This window comes from Paenibacillus thalictri (assembly GCF_004307995.1).
GTDB classification, from domain to species: Bacteria; Bacillota; Bacilli; order Paenibacillales; family NBRC-103111; genus Paenibacillus_AF; species Paenibacillus_AF thalictri.
On record NZ_SIRE01000029.1, the window covers coordinates 73,685 to 91,007 of the forward strand.

Consider the following 17,323-nt stretch of genomic DNA (forward strand, 5'->3'; position numbering starts at 1 on the left):
CCCAACTACTGCAGATGCTTTTTTCGTTACGACTCTCTATGAAACGTACAAACCTTATCAGCAACGGGATAATTTCCTTAAATAGAAACAGATTATAAAAGTCCACCTTTGTTTGCTTTCGAAGGTGGACTTTTAAGCCGATCAGTTGCTGATTCCCATGTTTTCAAACTTACCTCGTAAAAAACAGAACACCGGATATCCGTCGCACGACGGCGATTTGCGATACCCCTGACTTTGCTAAACCAAAAGCGGCCTGATCTCAAGCACTTCGAGACAGACCGCTTTTTTGCTATTATTGGTTAACTTCCGTAATTCGGCCGTCGACTTGAGGGGCTACGGTCTTTTGTTTGATCATCGCTTCTTCTACCAACTCATACAACGTAATGCCGGTGTTGTAAGCTTGCTTGTCTGTGAACATCTCATAGCCGTCGCCGCCCGCCGCCATAAAATCGTTTGTGACAATGCGGTACGTCTTGTCCGGATCAAGCGGCTTTCCGCCCACGCTTACCTGAACGACACGCGAGCCGGCAGGTTTGGCGGGATTCCATGAGAACTGGATGCCGCTGATTTGCGGGAACCGTCCGGCGCCGCTTTCCACTTGGGAAACGCCGTTTTCCAGCGCGGCTCTCAGCTCGCTGCCTTTGGCCTCAAGGACAACAACCGTATTCGGGAACGGAAGCACGTCGTACAGCGCTTTTTTCGTAATATCTCCCGCTTTGATTTCCGTCCGGATGCCGCCACCGTTGGTGATCGCAACATCCCCTTCATAACCCTGAATGTCTTTGGAACGGGCCAGCATGGCGTCGGTAATCAAATTGCCGAAATTCGATTCGCGGGCGCGCACGACAGTGCGGTCTCCCTCCAGCAGCACATCGGTATGGGCGATCGTCACATTTAACGCTTGGTCGATACGGTCGGACACTTGCTTGACGAGCTGCGTCATTTCCGGGTCTGCGGGCACTTTCTCATCATATTCCTGCAATCCGCCGGCTAACGTGACCAGTTTGCCGTTCAAATAATAAAGATCGGCGCGTCCAAGCGATTTGAAATACTCCCAGTCCTGTACGATATAAGTCCCGCCTACGAGCTCCGGTTCCGGTATCCGCGTATGGGAATGGCCGCCGATGATCAGCTCGATGCCCGGCACCTTTTTGGCGATTTCCCGGTCGGTGTCAATGCCGCTGTGCGACAGCAATATGATGTGCTCGCCTTTGCCCTGCAGCTCGGTTACCATTTTGCGGGCCGTTTCCACCGGATCCTGGAAAGTAAGCCCTTTGACGTTGTCCGGGTGGGTCAGTATGGCGGTTTCCGGTGTTACGAGTCCAAATACGACGAACTTTTGTCCGCCCGCTTCAAAACGATACACCTTGTCCAGCAGCGGCGTGCCGTCTGCTTTGACCGCGTTAGCTCCTAGCATCGGATAAGGCAGCATGCTGCGCAGCTTAAGCGTCTGTTCTTGGCCGAAATCGAATTCGTGATTGCCCGCTTCCATCACGTTGATGCCCAGCGCTTTCAGCAGCGGCGGCAGCGATTCTCCTTTGAACTGATTGACAAAAACGGTGCCTTGAAACGTATCCCCGGCGTCAAAAAGCTGGAAGTTCGGATTTTCCGCGCGCCACTGCTTAAGCAGCGATGCGATTTTGGCGTAACCAAACTCGCCGCCCGATTTATTTTCGGTAATATGCCCGTGCGAATCGTTCATATGGGCGATTGTCACATGTACGGTCATCGTGTCAGCCAAAGCCGGAAACAGCTCGCCGCGCTTCACGGACGTTTGATCAGGCAGCGTGATGTTGTAACCCGCCTTGGCGAATATGCTCTTCACCTGCGCGGAGGACAGCGTTTTGTCCGGGGCTTTCACTTCTTCGGAGGTGAATACGCCCGACTTTTCAGCCCAAGCAAGCTGAGCCGCCGCCCAATGCGACCCGGCTGAAGCCGATTGCGGCTTCTCGCCCTTCAAGCGCATCATCACGGTAGCCGCTTCCGCTGCCGTAATGCCCCGGTCCAGCGCCATATCCCCGCCGGCTGCGCCTTCGATAATGCCCTGCTTCTGCATCCATTCTAGGTGCTTAACCGGTTTTAAGGACGCAGCTTGAGCCCCGTTTCCCGCAAATAAACAAACCGCAATCATTCCCGCGGCCAAAACGCCGATCGTCGGCAGCATCCTCATCCCGAATACCTCCAGCATAATCTGTTTTTACTTTACAATAACAACGCTTTTTTAGAGGAAGATCATCTGGGTGTAATGTTTTTGTAAAGTTGATCAAGCTGGGGTACTGTGACTAAAGCTGCGGTGCTATTTTAAAACATGCTCCAGTCGAACTCGCGCGACAACGTCTCGATCAGATGAACGCCGGCAACGCTGTTGCCTTTGCTGTTGAGTGCCGGGCCAACGACGCCGATGCCAAGCCTGCCGGGCACCATCGTCATGATTCCGCCGGCCACGCCGCTTTTCGCCGGCAATCCCGCGGCAATGGCAAACTCGCCCGAGGCGTTATACATGCCACACGTCATCATAAACGTCTTGGCGATCTGCACATACCGGCGCGGCACCAGCTGCTTTTGCGTGACCGGGTCTTTGCCGCCGCATGCCAGCACCAGCCCCATACGAGCGAGGTCGGCGCATGTCACTTCCACCGAACAATGATGGAAGTATACGTCCAGCACCTCCTCCACGTCATCATCGAGCACGCCGTTATCTTTTAGAAAATAGGCAAGCGACCGGTTGCGGTGCGCGGTAGCCGATTCGGAACGGCATACGTCCAGGTTGTAACCCAACGTTTCGTTGCCGGACAGCTCACAGAAAAAGCGGAGAATGCGCTCCGACTTTTGCTCCGGCGTAGCGCCGTGAATCAAAGAAGAAATGACGATCGCACCGGCATTAATCAGCGGATTAAACGGGATGCCCGGCTCGACAAGCTCCAGCTTGAGCATCGAATTAAAATCGTCCCCCGTCGGCTCCTTGCCGACCTTGGCAAACACCACCTCTTCCCCGTTGTCCATCAACGCGAGCAGCAGCGTAAACACTTTGGAAATACTTTGCATCGTAAAAACAAGCCCGCAGTCGCCGGCCGAAACAGATTCTCCGTTCATGTTCAAAATATGAATTCCCAGCGCCTCTTTGGGCGCTTTCGCCAGCTCAGGAATATATGCCGCCGTTTTCCCTTCCGCCGTTAGTGCCCGGCTTGCTTCAAGCCATTCGGGAAGGCGTTCTTTCATTTGGGCAAGCTCTGTCGATAAAACCATGTCGTTTCCACCCTTTTTGTCTCATTCTTCGCAGGTCATTTCATCTATCCTCAATGTAAGCTATCCCCCCGCTTCAAGTCAAAAAGCAAAATGCCCGCAGCGCGATAACGAAACAGGCCCTGCGGAACCTCAAGCTTTACCAAATAAGCGGAATTAAACGATACCGCGTTTTCTTGCAATAATCCTCTAGTGAATATCGTGCTTTTTGAAGTTTCCGCCTTTTACTTCCGCCACGTCGTACACCATAATAAAGGAACTGGGGTCGATCGCCTGAATGATTTCTTTCATTTTGCTTTCTTCCAACCGGTTAATGACACAAGTAATTTCTTTGAATTGTTCGTTGGAATAACTGCCTTGCACAATATTATATGTAGCGCCGCGGCCTAAGCGGTCGCGAATGGTCTCCACCATGATTTCGGGATGTCTGGTAATGATTTTAAACGTTTTGGCGCCGCTTAAACCTTCCTCCACAATATGAATCACTTTGGAAGCGATATAATAAGCAATACCTGACATAATAGCCCCTTGCAGGCCAAAAACAGACGAAACAACGACAAACACGAAGGTGTTCAGAAACAAAATCAGATCGCTTGTACCAAAAGGCAATTTTCGCGAAAGCAGGACGGCGAGCATATCGATACCGTCCAAAGCGCCGCCGTTCCGCAAAGCCAGACCCATGCCAAAACCGATAATAATACCGCCGACAACGGTTACGAGCAGCGTATCGCCTTCAATGATCGGTTTAATGTGATGCATAACGGACGTACCGACGGCCAGCGAGGCAATGCCCAACACGGAATAAATCGCAAAGCTTTTTCCGATTTGCTTATATCCCAGAAATATAAACGGAATATTCAGCACCGCAATTAAAAGTCCCAGCGGTAAGCCGATCAGTTCCGATCCAACGATGCTTAAGCCGGTGACACCGCCGTCGGATACGCTGTTCGGGATCAATACGGCTTCAAGTCCATATGCTGTGATAAATGCTCCGATGACCACCGCTAATCCTCGTACAACTTTTTTTAACGCTGGAGATTTTTTGTGCCCTGTCTTCATTTTGCGACCTCATTTCGTGTTCTCATAGTCCCGCATCCTCATTATTTGCTTTCTCTTAATGCAACTTACAGGCTTGTTTTATTTTACTTGATATCCGAACAAATATCACGTTTCTACACAAGTTAGCGAGTCCCCTATATGACGCAAAAAAACCTTCAAAACCGCAATGGAAGCGGAAATGAAAGTTTTTTTATTGTAAAAAGGCGCGGCAATTTCTGCTCTTCTGACCGCTACTCTTCCTCGAACAATTTCTCGCCGCGGAGCAGGCGCCACGCGATTTTTGCCGTGTGCGGCAGCTCTCGCGCGCTTGGGGCATGGGCCGCCAAATATCGGGCGCAGGCAAACAGGTAAGTCTCCTTTGCCTGGTTGGCAAAGGCGTCCGACCGCGCTTCCCAACCATCATATTCGGCAACGGCGGCCTCATAAAGCTGGAATGAGTGAAATTCCGCATCTTCGCGCAGCAGGCTTAAACCCAATGTGCCAAGCAGAACCTGGGGATCGCGCATTTCCTTTAAATATCCGGCTACCCAACCCGCAGCCTCGTCTACCTGCTGTCTGCGGTCCATCAGATCCAGCAGTTCCTGCGGCTCGTAGCCGCATCCACTTGCCGGCTTTGGCTTCGGTGCCCGCGGCACATTCAGGAACCGGTCATGATATATCGCCATCGCTCCATAGTACAGCGCTCTATTCAAAAGCGGTTCTTTGGAACTGCGCAATCGTACTTGCACCGCATGAGCGTATGTAAAAGAATGAAGAACGGCCACCCAATCGCCGAAGTCGTTTTGCGTGTGGAAACGGACGATCCGTTCGGCGGCCGCCAGGCACATCAGCCGCGCCAATTGATCGGGTGCCGCTCCGCCCAGCAGAAGCCGGGTTAACAGATCAATGGTTTCAATTGGCTTATCGCTCAACAGTTGATCCAATACTTGCTGCTCATCCCATTGAACAGTTTCTGCCGCTGTGGCCGCAGGCTGCCGGAGCCTCTCGAAAGCTTGCCGCAGCGGCGTAACCAAATCTACCGGCGCCTGCCAATGATGAAGCTCTTCGCTGCGGGTTGGCGACCCGATAAGCGGGACTAACGAGGCGAGGATCGGCTCGGTTAACGAAGGCCCCAAACTTGCCAGCGCCTCAAAAGCTTTATTATGAAAATCGAAGGTATGGCCGCCGTCTAAATAAAAGTGGTCCGTCACCGAAATCAGCATCATATCCGCCAGTTGTTCGGGTGAAGCGCCATTGGCAATCGCCGTCAGGAGCACCTTTTCGGCCCCTTGAGTATCCCGCACCTCGACGCAGCTGCGGTACCACTCCATAAGTCTTTCGATCGGCGCAGGTGAAGGAGGCAGCGTACTAAGCAGATGACGGGGAGCCCGGCCGGAGCTGGCTCTGGCAACGTGAACCAAGCCATGATACAAGGCGAGAATTTGCCCCGAAGGGTCAAGCTTGGACAGCACGTTTCTCATCGCCGTCAAAATCGTCAGGCCGGCCCCCCAGCCATTGCCTTGCGATGTGCCAAACGAAACGCCGATACGAACGATGTCATCTGACGGAACTCCGGATTCGACCAAACCGACAACCGCCTTGGCGATTACGATGCCAATGTTTTGCTCCAGTCCTTCCCGCAAACGTCGTTTAAGCTTCTCTACACTTCCGACGTTCCTTGATCTTGAGCTAACCCAAACTTGCCCGTCTTCGGCTTTGACATCGTAAGCCGGCACATCGTCCGCCCAAGGATCCAATGTCCCTCCGCTGCAAATATCAAAACGCGCATGGTGCCAATGACACGTCAAGATGCCATCGCAAACGCTTCCCAAATGAAGCGGAAAACCAAGATGGGGACACCGGTTATCGATCGCTCTTATCTCATCTTCGTGATAGAAAACCGCAATGCCTCCTCTAATGATTTTGGAGTGCACCTGCTTCAGCTCCTCAAACGTCCCCGCATAAATCCATTCTTCCGAGCCCATTCCCACGCCTCCTTCACCATGTTTTTCCATCTCTTTCAGTATACAATAGAAAATTCGCTTCAGGCAGAAAACCGAAGATGCCAGCGTCCGAACTCTCGAATAGGCTCAAGCTCTGGCATGGCATGGCGGCGGTTGCCACCATGCGCCCAGCATGCTTTTAGTACTGCGGCCAATAGCCCTTGATTGCCGCCTACCAACCGAGAGGTCCCTGCCGCTCCGACTTCGGGAGCTTCGCAACAACGAGCTGATAGGATTCGCGAAGCATCGTAGCAATAACGTCGTCAGGCACCGAACCGTTAAGGACAACGGTGTTCCAGTGTTTCTTGTTCATGTGGTATCCGGGAATGACAGACCCGGGATAGCTTTCGCGCTGCAGCCATGCTTCATCGGGAGAGGTCTTCATGTTGATCCGCTCCGAGCCCTGCTGGGTGAAGAGCAAAGCGAACATTTTTTTGCGGACAAACAGGACCGGCATTTCCGGGTCAAACGGATACAACAGGCTGGTGCCGTAATAGCTAAGTCCCAGCTCGATTAATTGTTTATGATTCATACGTCGGGTTCACCTCACGGCTTTTAAAATTCGAGTCTGCCAAAAATAGGGCCGCCCGTTCAAAAAGAACATACGTTCCGCATTGTTATTTTACCACAGCACGTCAACGATGCTTACCGAAATGCAATGGAACAAGGCGCGGTCTCTTTGGCCGCACCGGAGGACAAGCCATACGGCGAGCAGTCCGCCGGTGTTCAAGATTCGTTCGGAAATACATGGTGGATATCGACATATATAGATTAAGCCAACTGCCGCGCGGTGGCTTTTTTCTTATCCCGCAAGGGGCATCGCTATTTGGGGTCCTTCGTAATTTCCCTCGGCTCGCACCACAGTCCCCCAGGGTCGCCGGTACTATCTCCACAGCAGCCGTTCCATTGGCCACAATTAAAGCATTTCCACTTGGCGAACCACCATTTCATCGCAAAGCCGCATATCGGACATGGCGGAATTTCAGTCGCTCTTCTCGTTTCCATCACATTGCTCCATTAGTCAGTTTTCTAACCCTGTTTTCACTTTTCTCCAATTCATCTCACTTGTAGATGATTCCAACCTATAACAAGTATTTTTCATTATAAATGGAATGAGGTATCTTCAAATCAACAAATGTATCCAAATATAAAGCCAAGATTTCAAAAAAGGAGCGAGCAAACATGTCGGCAAAATGGCTGGATTCTTATGTTGGGCAGCTTCGCCAGCAAGTAGGCCACCGTAAATTGATTATCCCTTCCATACGTGCCATCATTCGCAATGCCGCTGGAGAGGTCCTGTTTACTCGGAGACGCGAAGACGGAAGCTGGGCGCTGCCTGCCGGGGGCATCGAGCTGGGCGAGTCCATTTTTGAGTGCTTGCAGCGTGAGGTCCGCGAGGAGACGGGCCTCATCGCAGAAGATGCCACGCTGATATCGGTTTCTACGGGACCGCGTTTTTCTACGGTTAATTCCTATGGCGACGCATACCAGGGATTTGAATTTTTATACCGGGTCGACCGCTGGTCCGGCACCATAACCGACGAGACGGACGAAACTACGGGGGCCCGGTTTTTCCTGGCAGATAACCTTCCGGAGACATCGCCGGGATATTGGAGCGAACATCAGGAGGAAGTATTCTCGGACCTTCGATCATTTCAAGGTGTTCCTTTTATTAAGTAAAGCGCGACTTGCGTCAGTACACATTCCTCGAATACACGTAAAATCCGCTGCGCTTCTCCCATCCGACGGATGCCCAGAAACGGTTGCCGACGACATTGTCTTCGAGGACAAACAGGTGGCACTTATCGATGCCCTCCCCTGCCAGCTTCTCCAGAGCGGCCTGCACAAGCTTGTTGCCGATCCGCTGCTTGCGGCAATCGGGATCCACCGCCACATGATAAATGTAGCCCCTTCTCCCGTCGTGTCCGCACAAAATCGTGCCGGTAATGGCGCCGTCCTGCTCGCATACGTAACTTAATCCTGGGTTGCGGGTCAAATATTTTTCAATGTTCGATTTCGAATCGGCCTCGCTTATCGCCAGCCCCTCCACCTTGTTCCATAACCGGATCATCTCTTCGTAATCTTGAATCGTCATTTCCCTTATTATCGACATATCGCAATCAGTCCTTTGTTTTCATTGTTTTGAATTCCTTTTATGGAATTGGCCCTCCCATCTTCTTCGAGCCGGCAGGGCAAATTCCTTCATCCACAGCCGCATCGCTGCTAAAAAATGGTTGCCTGCATAAATCAGGAACGATATAATTATACAAAATAATGTATTTTTATTCAAAAAGGAGAATTGCCAATTATGAGCATTGCCGTTTTTGTCGACGGGCAAGAAGGTACGACAGGCTTAAAGCTAAACGATTATTTATGCAAATTCCCGGACATTGAACTGCTCAAAATCGATCCTGCCAAAAGAAAAGACCCCGCCGCGCGGAGTCTGCTGCTGAATGAAGCCGATATCGCATTTCTATGCCTGCCCGACGATGCCGCCAGGCAATCCGTATCGCTGGTCACCAATCCCAAAACCAAAATCATCAACAGCAGCACTGCCTTTAGAACCGATCCGAGCTGGGTGTACGGGCTGCCGGAACTGAAAGGCCAGCGCGATCGGATCCGTTCCGCTGCCAGAGTGTCCGTGCCCGGCTGCCATGCTACCGGCTTTATTCTCAGCATCAGGCCGCTTGTCGAGGCCGGGCTATTGCCTCCGGATTATCCCATTGCCTGTCATTCGGTATCCGGTTATAGCGGCGCGGGAAAAAGCAAAATCGAGATGTACGAAAATGAAGATCTAGCGGCCGAGAAAAAACTGAACGTCCCTAGACATTACGCGCTGCTGCATAATCACAAGCATTTGCCGGAAATGCGCGTATTTTCAGGATTGGCTCACGAGCCGGAGTTTACTCCGATTATTGCAAGATATGCGCAAGGCTCAGCTGTAGTAGTGCCGTTAGCGGCACGATACTTAAACCAAACAGCTTCGGCTCAGCAGGTGCACGAAACGCTGGCGGCTTATTATGAAGGCGAGCCGTTTGTCCGCGTTATGCCCTTCGAGTCGGATGCCGCCCTTGACGACGGTTATTTCAAGATTACCGAACTCAACAATACGAACAGACTGGAGCTGTTCGTCTATGGAGATAACAGCCATATCAAAATCGTCTCCAGATTCGATAACTTGGGCAAAGGCGCCGCCGGAGCGGCTGTGCAAAATATGAATCTGATGCTCGGTTATGACGAGCAGCGCGGTTTGGTGTAGTCTTCATCGGCGGTTCCCTCTTTTCCGATAAGAACCGATAAAGCGGATTTCATCGACACGTGAAGCAGCAGCAATCTTTGCCCTTGCGGATCGGCTGCGAAAAACGCATCGCAGCCGATCAGTTGAAGCAAAGCGTTCAGCGCCGCTTCACACGCCTTTTGTTCGCACTGCAGCAAATACAGGCAAGTGCTATAGCAATCGGCTTCGTATTGTTTTAATATGGACGCTCGAGTTTTAAGCAGCACAACCGTTCATCCCCGTTATTTTTTACTTGTCTTGCCCGTGGAACGGAACCCGCAGCTCTTTGTCCGGACTTTCCGTATAATACCAGAAAATGTTTATATCCGCTTCGGTTCCGGTAAAGTCCGCATATTCGTCGATCGCGCGATTGTTCCCGTCGCCCGAGAAGTTGGTGGTCACCTGCTTGCCGATAAGCCTGCTGTCCCCGCTGCCCATATAGGTCTGGTTGACTCCGCCAAAGCTCGGATCGGCGCATTCGCTTTGCACGTAAAGTTTGCCGTCCTGCTTATAGTAGGTCCATAAGACGTCGTATCCTCCGACTTTTGTCGTCAGCGTCTGCTTCTCCACGCTAATGTTCGTCAGCTTGATCGGCTCCTTGGCATCCTTATGTTCAAGCACCTCGTATTTGGCCACAAACGATACGGGCGTCTGCTCCGTCACCTTGACTCCGTGAGGCAGCTCGAAGCGGAACGTCGTTTCTTCAGGATTATCAAAACCTCCCCATCTTCCGCCTTTTAAAATCGTTCCGTCTACATCCAGCGCAAAATCGAGATAAGGGATACGCAAATATTTCTCATGGCTCGCCTTCAAGCGAATTTGCGTTGGCGTCACGATCATTTCCTTCAGCGTCATCGCGCCGTCCGGAAATGGTACCGGAACGTTCAAACTTTGTTTGACGGTGCCGCTGAGCATACTCTTTTTATCCAAATGGAGTTCAAACGTCCAATCTTTATCGATCCGCCGCTCCTCCCGCGTATACAGCAGCTTGTACTTGGCGGAGCCGTCCGACAGGTCGCTGAGCCCATAATACTGTTTACCGGTATATTCCCCGTTTTCGCCGGGTTTGCCGAACGCCCCGGGGGATGCCTCCTTGAGCAATGTGTCGCCCTTAAACACGCCGATATGCGGGAACGCCCATTTCTTGGCTTCCTCCTGGTTAAACGATACAGCCGTATCAAGCAGCATCTTCTCGCCTTGGACAAAAGGCCGCACCGTCATTTGCCCGATCCCGTCCTGCTGAATATCAAATGTCTGCAGCTTATCGCTCGTCGGATCAAGAGTGATATCGCGTTCTGCCGAAGAGAAGGACTGCAGCCGGCTTGCCGTCAACTGCACATCGGCTTCCAGCCCATTTGGCGTCCATTCCGTTTCAAAATAGCCGTTAAACGTCTTGTTATCCTTATCCCAAAACTGACTATGCTGTCCCTCGATCTTGCCGCCGCTGGCATCCTTTAATTCCATGGTGGAAAAATACAAGCTGTCCTTTGGCTCACCGGCGGCACTTAGGCTGTACAGCAGCACCGTGCGGTTTTCGTCCACGATGGCCGTATGCACCGTCATGGTCACGCCATCGATCGTAACCGATTTCTCGATGGTTTGCCCGAGTCCCTGCTCAAGCGCCGATTGCACCCCGCTGCGGTATGACAAGATATGATCCCAATTAATCGAAATCGCCGCGATTACCGGACTGGCCACAAGCACTGCGGCTAAAGAGGCCGCAATCGCCACTTTGCGCAGCCTGGTTCGCTTCGGAGCGGTCATATCCACCGGTAACGGCTTGGCGTCCGCAGCGGGCATGTTTTGCTCAATACGGCTCCACATCGCGTCAAAATCCGGGTAGTCCAGCTGCTTGTCATCTTCTAAAAAGCGAATAAACGTTTGTTCGGCCTTTTCCATAAGCGCCGCCCTCCTCTCCGTTATGTTCTCCATTCGGCTGTACCATCCGTTTCATCAGCTTCAGCCCTTTGTTCAACCGCGATTTTACTGTTCCTACCGGAATGCCAAGTATATCCGCCACTTCGCTTAAACTGCATTCATTGATGAAACGGAGCGACACGACGGCCCTCATCTTGCCGGGCAGCCGGCTCAACAAATGCACGCACTCCTTGGCGGCCTCCCGCTCCTCGGCGACAGTTTCGGCGGCTTTTTCCGCAGCCCCGGCCGTCTGCTGCTGGAGCCGTTTTTCGTGAGCCAGCTTGCGGCTGTTTTTTTTCAAATGGTTCAGGCAGTGGTTAACCGTCACTCGCATCAGCCATGTTTTCAAATGCTCTACCTGCCTCCAATCGTGCCGGAATACGGTCAGAAACACTTCTTGGCATACGTCCTCCGCATCTGCGGCATGGTGCAGCATGAAATAACACGTTCGATAAACGTCCTTTTTATACGTTTCAAACAGATCTTTCTCGGTCAAACCTCTCCCCCCTTTCTGCTTTTACCCAATAGACAACTGAGGAGACGAAAAGGTTCATTTTAATAAAAACTTCTTTAACATTCAACAAAAAAAGAAAACCCGGAGCCGTTAGGCGTTCCGGGTTCGAATCTTAATAGCTGTAAGGCGGCGGGGTCAAATTAAGCTCCTCGTAGCTGCTTGTCCCTTCATCCAATGCTTTCTGCCGCAAACTCAAGTACAGCTCGGCTTTGGTGCCATTGTAATACGGAAGGATAAACAACACACCGATAAACAACGCCAGTATTCCGAGCAAATACCAGCCGATAAAAGATAAGTCCAGCACCCAAATCTGGAGTTTCTGCCCGGTCGTCATCCGGTTGCTCAGTTCGACCGCCCGCCGGTATCCGATATTCGGATTGTCCGCCAAAATGTAGGGCACCATGCTGTAAGCGTAATATTTGACGATGCCGGGAATAATTAGCAGCAGGAACCATAAGAAATTAAGCAGGCCCCGCCATAACATCGCTTTGACGATATCCAAATATTTCGTTCTTGAGAACGCGTATCCGATGTAGTTGAGATTGACGTCGTCTTCGGCCGCCCTGACAAAATACCTTCTCCCCCCAACTTCCAGCGGAGAAGCGACAAAAATCCGAAAAGCAAGCGTCAGCAAAAAGATCACAATGCCGAAAATAAGTAAAAGCAGCGCGACAATGATCGAGAAATCATCATCCATATCGAAATCCCCAAACCAACTTCCGCTTGAAGACGAGCTTCCGCTGAAGTTATAAGAACAGCCGTCCACAGCGACGGCCAAGATCAGACTGACCAGGAAAGCTTTCCAATACGAAGTACGCAGCACCTCCTTCGCTTTGCTCTTCAATTGGTGCCGTTCCCACATAGACAACCCCTCCTGTATTTATATAAATATAACACTATATGGTATTTATCGGCAGACGAAAGCCGATTTATTAATACATATTATTACATAATTCCACAAACATCCTCGACAAGAAAAAGCTTGCAGGAACAGAAATATCAAGTTATAATTGGTTAAAAATATTGTAAGCGTTCACAAGGGCTGAGAACAAGGAGAACCCCGAGTGCAACACATTTCCTTTCCTAATTTTAATTAGGAAGGTAATGGTTGCGTTCGGGGTTTTTATTTTGGGAAAGGGGGATCCGCACGCACCTGCGTTCTGAATACTTGCAATATTCGCAAAAATTAAAGGGAGATGAACATGGAATGGTCTTATCCAAAATGAGATTTATCCTTACAACCGTCCTCATCATTTGTTTAGTAGCGCTGTCGGCTTGCAGCAGCGCCGCTCCTGCTTCGGCTCCTTCTTCAGCCCCTGCCGGCGGAAGCGCCGCCAAGAGCCCGGAACCGGAGAAAAAACCGTCTAAACCGATCGAATTATCCTTTTTCTTTCCGGTAGCGGTTGGCGGACCTTTGACCAAAATTTTTGACAGCTTGGCCGATCAGTTCAATAAAGAGAACAAAGACGGCATTACCGTCAAGCCGATTTATACCGGCAGCAACCAAGACACCTTGATCAAAGCGCAAACCGGGGTTATGGGGGGCACGCCTCCCGATCTAATGCTAGTTTCCTCGACGGACCTGTTTACCTTGCTGGATATGGACGCCATCATTCCGCTTGACGATCTGATCGCCAAAGACGGCGGAGACGCTTATATTAAAGACTTTTACGAAGGATTTATGGCCAACGCGCAAACGGGCGGCAAAACGTACAGTATTCCGTTCCAACGCAGCACTATCATTTTGTATTACAACAAAGAAGCGTTTAAAGAAGTAGGACTTGACCCGGAGAAGCCGCCGCAAAACTACAAAGAGCTGGTGGAGTATTCCAAAAAGCTGACCAAACCGGGACGTTGGGGCATCGAGATCTCTTCGACGGATTATATCGGCTGGATGTTCCAGGCGCTTGCTCTGCAAAACGGCAAAAACCTGATGGACCAAGACGGCAAAAAAGTATTTTTCAATACGCCTGAAAACGTAGAAGCGCTGCAATTCTGGATCGACCTGATCAAGAAGGAAAAAGTTATGCCGGAAGGCGCCACCAACTGGGCGACGATTCCTTCCGACTTCACCAGCGGCAAAACCGCCATGATGTATCATACGACAGGCAACCTCGGAGCCGTGAAAAGCGGAGCCAAATTCGAATTCGGCACAGCGTTCCTGCCGGCCGGCAAAAACTACGGCACACCTGTCGGCGGAGCCAATCTGTATATTTTCAAAGGCATCGCCAAAGAAAGACAAGAAGCGGCTTGGAAATATATCCGCTGGCTGACCCAGCCGGAGCGTCTCGCCCAATTCAGTATCGATACGGGTTATGTCGCGCCATCCAGAAGCTCGAATGAAACCGATGTCATGAAGAAATATATCGCTTCGTTCCCGCAAGCGGTTACGGCAAGAGATCAGCTGAAATACGCGGCCGCTTCCTTCTCCACCCATAACTCCGGAGAAGTCGGCAAGATTTGGAACGACAATCTGCAAGCAGCGATCACAGGCACGGTGCCGCCGGCCGAAGCGCTCAAGAAAGCGCAGGAAGCGGCCGAGAAGGTACTTGCTCCTTTTAACAAGTAGAGACACACGGAATAGGGGGACTGATTTATGGAGAAGCGGTTATTTGCCAGAAGATTGCGTGAAAACACGCATGCATGGCTGCTTCTCCTTCCTACTTTTATCTTCCTTGCCATGTTTACGTTTTATCCTCTGTATAAAACCGTATATACCAGTTTTTTTATGAAAAAGCTGGCGGTCCGGATTCCGCAGTTCGTCGGAGCGGACAATTACAGAACATTATGGGAAGATGATAAGTTTTGGAAGGTGTTTGGCAATACGCTTGTATTTGTGATAGGGACCGTTCCCGCCGCCATGGCGATTGCGATGGCTATGGCTTTATTCGTCAACAAGGCGATCCGGGGCGGAGGCGTGACAAGGACGTTTTATTTTTACCCGACGGTTATTCCCGCGATCGCGATCGCTAACATTTGGCTGTTTATTTATACGCCGAAATACGGCATTTTGAATACGATTCTCGACTGGTTCCATATCCCATCGGTCAACTGGCTCGGCAATGTGAGCACGGTGCTCGGAGCGACGATTGTAATGGCGATCTGGAAGGAAGCCGGTTTTCTGATGGTGTTTTATTTGGCCGGTCTGCAGAATATTCCGAAGGACCTCTACGAGGCCGCGGAAGTGGACGGCGGCAAGCCGTGGTACGTATTCTGGAAAATCACGTTCCCGCTGCTGATGCCAAGCACTTTGTTTATTTTTATCATCGCAACTACCGGCGCGTTCAAGATGGTCGACCACCTGGCGGTTATGACCGGCGGCGGTCCCGACAACGCCAGCAACCTGCTGCTGTACCATATTTATGAGACGGCCTTTAAATTCTGGGACGAAGGGATGGCGGCGACATTAACCGTCGTGCTGATCGCCCTGCTGCTGATCGTATCTTGCATCCAATTTTTCGGTTTGGACAAAAAAATTCATTACAGTTAGGATGATTGAAATGCGCTACTTGAAATATGGCCTGATGTATGTGCTGGCCGTCATTTGGGTCATCCCGCTGGCTTGGACCGTCTTTACATCTTTCCGGCCCCGCGATCTGATTGTAGCATCGGGATGGTCGTTTGAGTTTACGCTGGCCAATTACAAAACCGCATGGACCGCGGCTCCATTCGGGCTTTATTATATCAATACGATCGAAATTGTGTTTGGCATATTGGCGCTGCAGCTGATTACCGTGATTTTAGCCGCTTATGCGTTTGCCCGAATGAAATTTTGGGGCAAGGATCTGCTGCTGATGCTGGTGATGGTGCAGATCATGGTTCCTCCCGATATATTGATCGTGCAAAATTACCAGGTGTTAAAAATGCTGCACCTGATCGACACGAAACTTGGCATCATGATCCCGTATTTTGCATCGGCGTTTGGCACGTTTCTGCTGAGGCAGACGTTTAAGTCGGTGCCCTACGAGCTGGAGGAAGCGGCCAGGCTGGACGGCTGCAATTTGCTGCAGATCATTATGAAGGTGTACGCGCCGCTGGCCGTTCCTTCGATCATCTCGTTTAGCATCGTGTCTATCAGTGCGCATTGGAACGCTTTTCTGTGGCCGCTCATCGTAACCAACTCGCCGGATAACCGTCCGCTGACGGTCGGACTGGCGATTTTCGCCCATGCGTCGGAAACCGGCGCTCAATTTGCGGAGGTGACGGCAGCCACGTTAATTATCGCTCTGCCGCTGCTGGTCGGATTTTTTGCCTTCCAGAAAGGTTTTATTAACAGCTTTATGCATTCCGGTGTAAAATAAAGCTTGCTAACGACAGTCACATTTAGGAGGCAACATGACAAACTACAAGCTGCTCGCCCTCGACATGGACGGCACGCTGCTGACCGACAGCAAGGAAATATCCCCGGAAAACGCCCGGTGGATTGCCAAATGCAAGGAACAAGGCGTGCATGTCATCCTGACGACGGGGCGCGGCATTCAAAAAATCCTCCCGTATTCGCAGCAGCTCGGCTTAACCGAGCCGATCGTCGCCGTTAACGGCGGGGAAGTGTGGAGCGGCCCCGAACAGTTATATCAGCGCAGTCCCATTCCGGCGGAAGTGATCGAACGGCTGCGGCAAACGGCGTTAACGATGGACGTTTGGTATTGGGCTTATACGACGGAAGGGATGGTGAAGCGGGATACGTGGGGCGAGCTGAACTGCTCCGAGTATGAATGGCTGAAGTTCGGCTACCATACGGAAGATCCGCAAAAGCTGGCCGCGCTGCACGAAACCATCGCGCAGACGTGGGAGTTTGAAGCAACCAACTCCCACCCTTGCAATATCGAGCTGAATCCGAAGGGAATTACGAAAGCAAACGGCTTACGCGAAGTATGCCGCTTGCTGGGTGTTGAGATGCGCGAAGCCGTTGCGGTGGGCGACAGCCTGAACGACATGTCCATGATCGTCGAAGCCGGACTCGGGGTCGCCATGGGCAACGCCCAAGAGGAAGTGAAACGCCGCGCCGGAGCCGTAACCGACTCCAACGAAGAAGACGGCGTGGCCAAGGTGATTCAAAGGTTTATTTTATAAAAGCAGGATGGGGCCGCCGCCCCGCTGCTTGCCACATGAAATAGGAAGGCACCCAAGCCAGGGTGCCTTTTATGTGCTTCGTCGAAAAACTTCGATTCAGACAAACTAGCGGAAAGCTGACATAAGGGATGAGTATGGGGCGAAGAAGCGCAAGCGTCCGCTTTTTAAAATCGTGTCCCAACCGCTTTCATGATTCAAGGGTACACGATTTTAATTGGCGGTCGGAGTCCTATACTCATCCTCATTCAACGAGCCAAA

16 protein-coding genes are annotated in these 17,323 nt (G+C 51.4%); 6 read left to right on the forward strand and 10 right to left on the reverse strand.

Going from position 1 to position 17,323, the window contains the following annotated elements:
* Positions 1-292 precede the first annotated feature (292 nt).
* The 5 genes from EYB31_RS32115 to EYB31_RS32135 form a co-directional block, all read right to left on the reverse strand.
* Entirely contained in the window at positions 293-2,170 is a 1,878-nt protein-coding gene (locus EYB31_RS32115; RefSeq protein WP_131017592.1) for a bifunctional metallophosphatase/5'-nucleotidase, read from the reverse strand.
* 131 nt (positions 2,171-2,301) lie between these two features.
* On the reverse strand, positions 2,302-3,246 hold the full coding sequence (glsA, locus tag EYB31_RS32120) for a glutaminase A (protein ID WP_131017593.1): 945 nt from the start codon (positions 3,244-3,246) through the stop codon (positions 2,302-2,304).
* Between the two features lie 186 nt (positions 3,247-3,432).
* Positions 3,433-4,302 carry a YitT family protein gene (locus EYB31_RS32125; RefSeq protein WP_131017594.1) on the reverse strand — a complete coding sequence of 290 codons (870 nt, stop codon included), beginning with the start codon at positions 4,300-4,302 and terminating at the stop codon, positions 3,433-3,435.
* A 230-nt stretch (positions 4,303-4,532) separates the two neighbouring features.
* Positions 4,533-6,266 (reverse strand): Rieske (2Fe-2S) protein, encoded by a 1,734-nt coding sequence (locus EYB31_RS32130; protein ID WP_131017595.1) that lies wholly within the window; start codon positions 6,264-6,266, stop codon positions 4,533-4,535.
* Positions 6,267-6,456: 190 nt separating this feature from the next.
* Entirely contained in the window at positions 6,457-6,816 is a 360-nt protein-coding gene (locus tag EYB31_RS32135; RefSeq protein WP_131017596.1) for an MmcQ/YjbR family DNA-binding protein, read from the reverse strand.
* Positions 6,817-7,466: 650 nt separating this feature from the next.
* Between EYB31_RS32135 and EYB31_RS32140 the strand changes: the two genes are divergently transcribed.
* Positions 7,467-7,964 carry an NUDIX domain-containing protein gene (locus EYB31_RS32140; RefSeq protein WP_131017597.1) on the forward strand — a complete coding sequence of 166 codons (498 nt, stop codon included), beginning with the start codon at positions 7,467-7,469 and terminating at the stop codon, positions 7,962-7,964.
* A gap of 13 nt (positions 7,965-7,977) precedes the next feature.
* Here the strand turns inward: EYB31_RS32140 and EYB31_RS32145 are convergent, their stop codons facing one another.
* The gene (locus EYB31_RS32145) at positions 7,978-8,397 is read right to left on the reverse strand and encodes a GNAT family N-acetyltransferase (protein ID WP_131017598.1); all 420 of its coding nucleotides are present in this window, start codon (positions 8,395-8,397) and stop codon (positions 7,978-7,980) included.
* A 195-nt stretch (positions 8,398-8,592) separates the two neighbouring features.
* On the opposite strand from EYB31_RS32145, the gene argC reads away from it, so the two are divergent.
* Positions 8,593-9,543 (forward strand): N-acetyl-gamma-glutamyl-phosphate reductase, encoded by a 951-nt coding sequence (argC, locus tag EYB31_RS32150; RefSeq protein ID WP_131017599.1) that lies wholly within the window; start codon positions 8,593-8,595, stop codon positions 9,541-9,543.
* Here argC and EYB31_RS32155 read toward each other — a convergent pair.
* From EYB31_RS32155 to EYB31_RS32170, 4 genes are all read right to left on the reverse strand, one after another.
* The gene (locus tag EYB31_RS32155) at positions 9,516-9,788 is read right to left on the reverse strand and encodes a hypothetical protein (RefSeq protein WP_131017600.1); all 273 of its coding nucleotides are present in this window, start codon (positions 9,786-9,788) and stop codon (positions 9,516-9,518) included. The genes argC and EYB31_RS32155 overlap by 28 nt on opposite strands.
* 22 nt (positions 9,789-9,810) lie before the next feature.
* On the reverse strand, positions 9,811-11,460 hold the full coding sequence (locus EYB31_RS32160; protein WP_165452727.1) for a DUF4179 domain-containing protein: 1,650 nt from the start codon (positions 11,458-11,460) through the stop codon (positions 9,811-9,813).
* Positions 11,417-11,974, reverse strand: coding sequence for an RNA polymerase sigma factor (locus EYB31_RS32165; RefSeq protein WP_131017602.1), 558 nt, complete (start codon positions 11,972-11,974; stop codon positions 11,417-11,419). Before EYB31_RS32165 ends, EYB31_RS32160 begins: the two co-directional genes overlap by 44 nt.
* Positions 11,975-12,104: 130 nt before the next feature.
* The gene (locus EYB31_RS32170; RefSeq protein WP_131017603.1) at positions 12,105-12,854 is read right to left on the reverse strand and encodes a DUF975 family protein; all 750 of its coding nucleotides are present in this window, start codon (positions 12,852-12,854) and stop codon (positions 12,105-12,107) included.
* A 360-nt stretch (positions 12,855-13,214) separates the two neighbouring features.
* Between EYB31_RS32170 and EYB31_RS32175 the strand changes: the two genes are divergently transcribed.
* Genes EYB31_RS32175 through EYB31_RS32190 form a run of 4 tightly spaced genes read left to right on the forward strand, consistent with a single transcriptional unit; the run spans position 13,215 to position 17,065 of the window.
* Positions 13,215-14,561, forward strand: coding sequence for an ABC transporter substrate-binding protein (locus EYB31_RS32175; RefSeq protein ID WP_131017640.1), 1,347 nt, complete (start codon positions 13,215-13,217; stop codon positions 14,559-14,561).
* A 27-nt stretch (positions 14,562-14,588) separates the two neighbouring features.
* Positions 14,589-15,482, forward strand: coding sequence for a carbohydrate ABC transporter permease (locus tag EYB31_RS32180; protein ID WP_131017604.1), 894 nt, complete (start codon positions 14,589-14,591; stop codon positions 15,480-15,482).
* A gap of 10 nt (positions 15,483-15,492) precedes the next feature.
* Positions 15,493-16,293: a carbohydrate ABC transporter permease gene (locus tag EYB31_RS32185; protein WP_240763110.1), complete on the forward strand. Its 801-nt coding sequence runs from the start codon at positions 15,493-15,495 to the stop codon at positions 16,291-16,293.
* 34 nt (positions 16,294-16,327) lie between these two features.
* Complete coding sequence (locus EYB31_RS32190) at positions 16,328-17,065, forward strand: HAD family hydrolase (RefSeq protein WP_131017606.1); 738 nt, start codon at positions 16,328-16,330, stop codon at positions 17,063-17,065.
* The last annotated feature ends 258 nt before the right edge of the window (positions 17,066-17,323 follow it).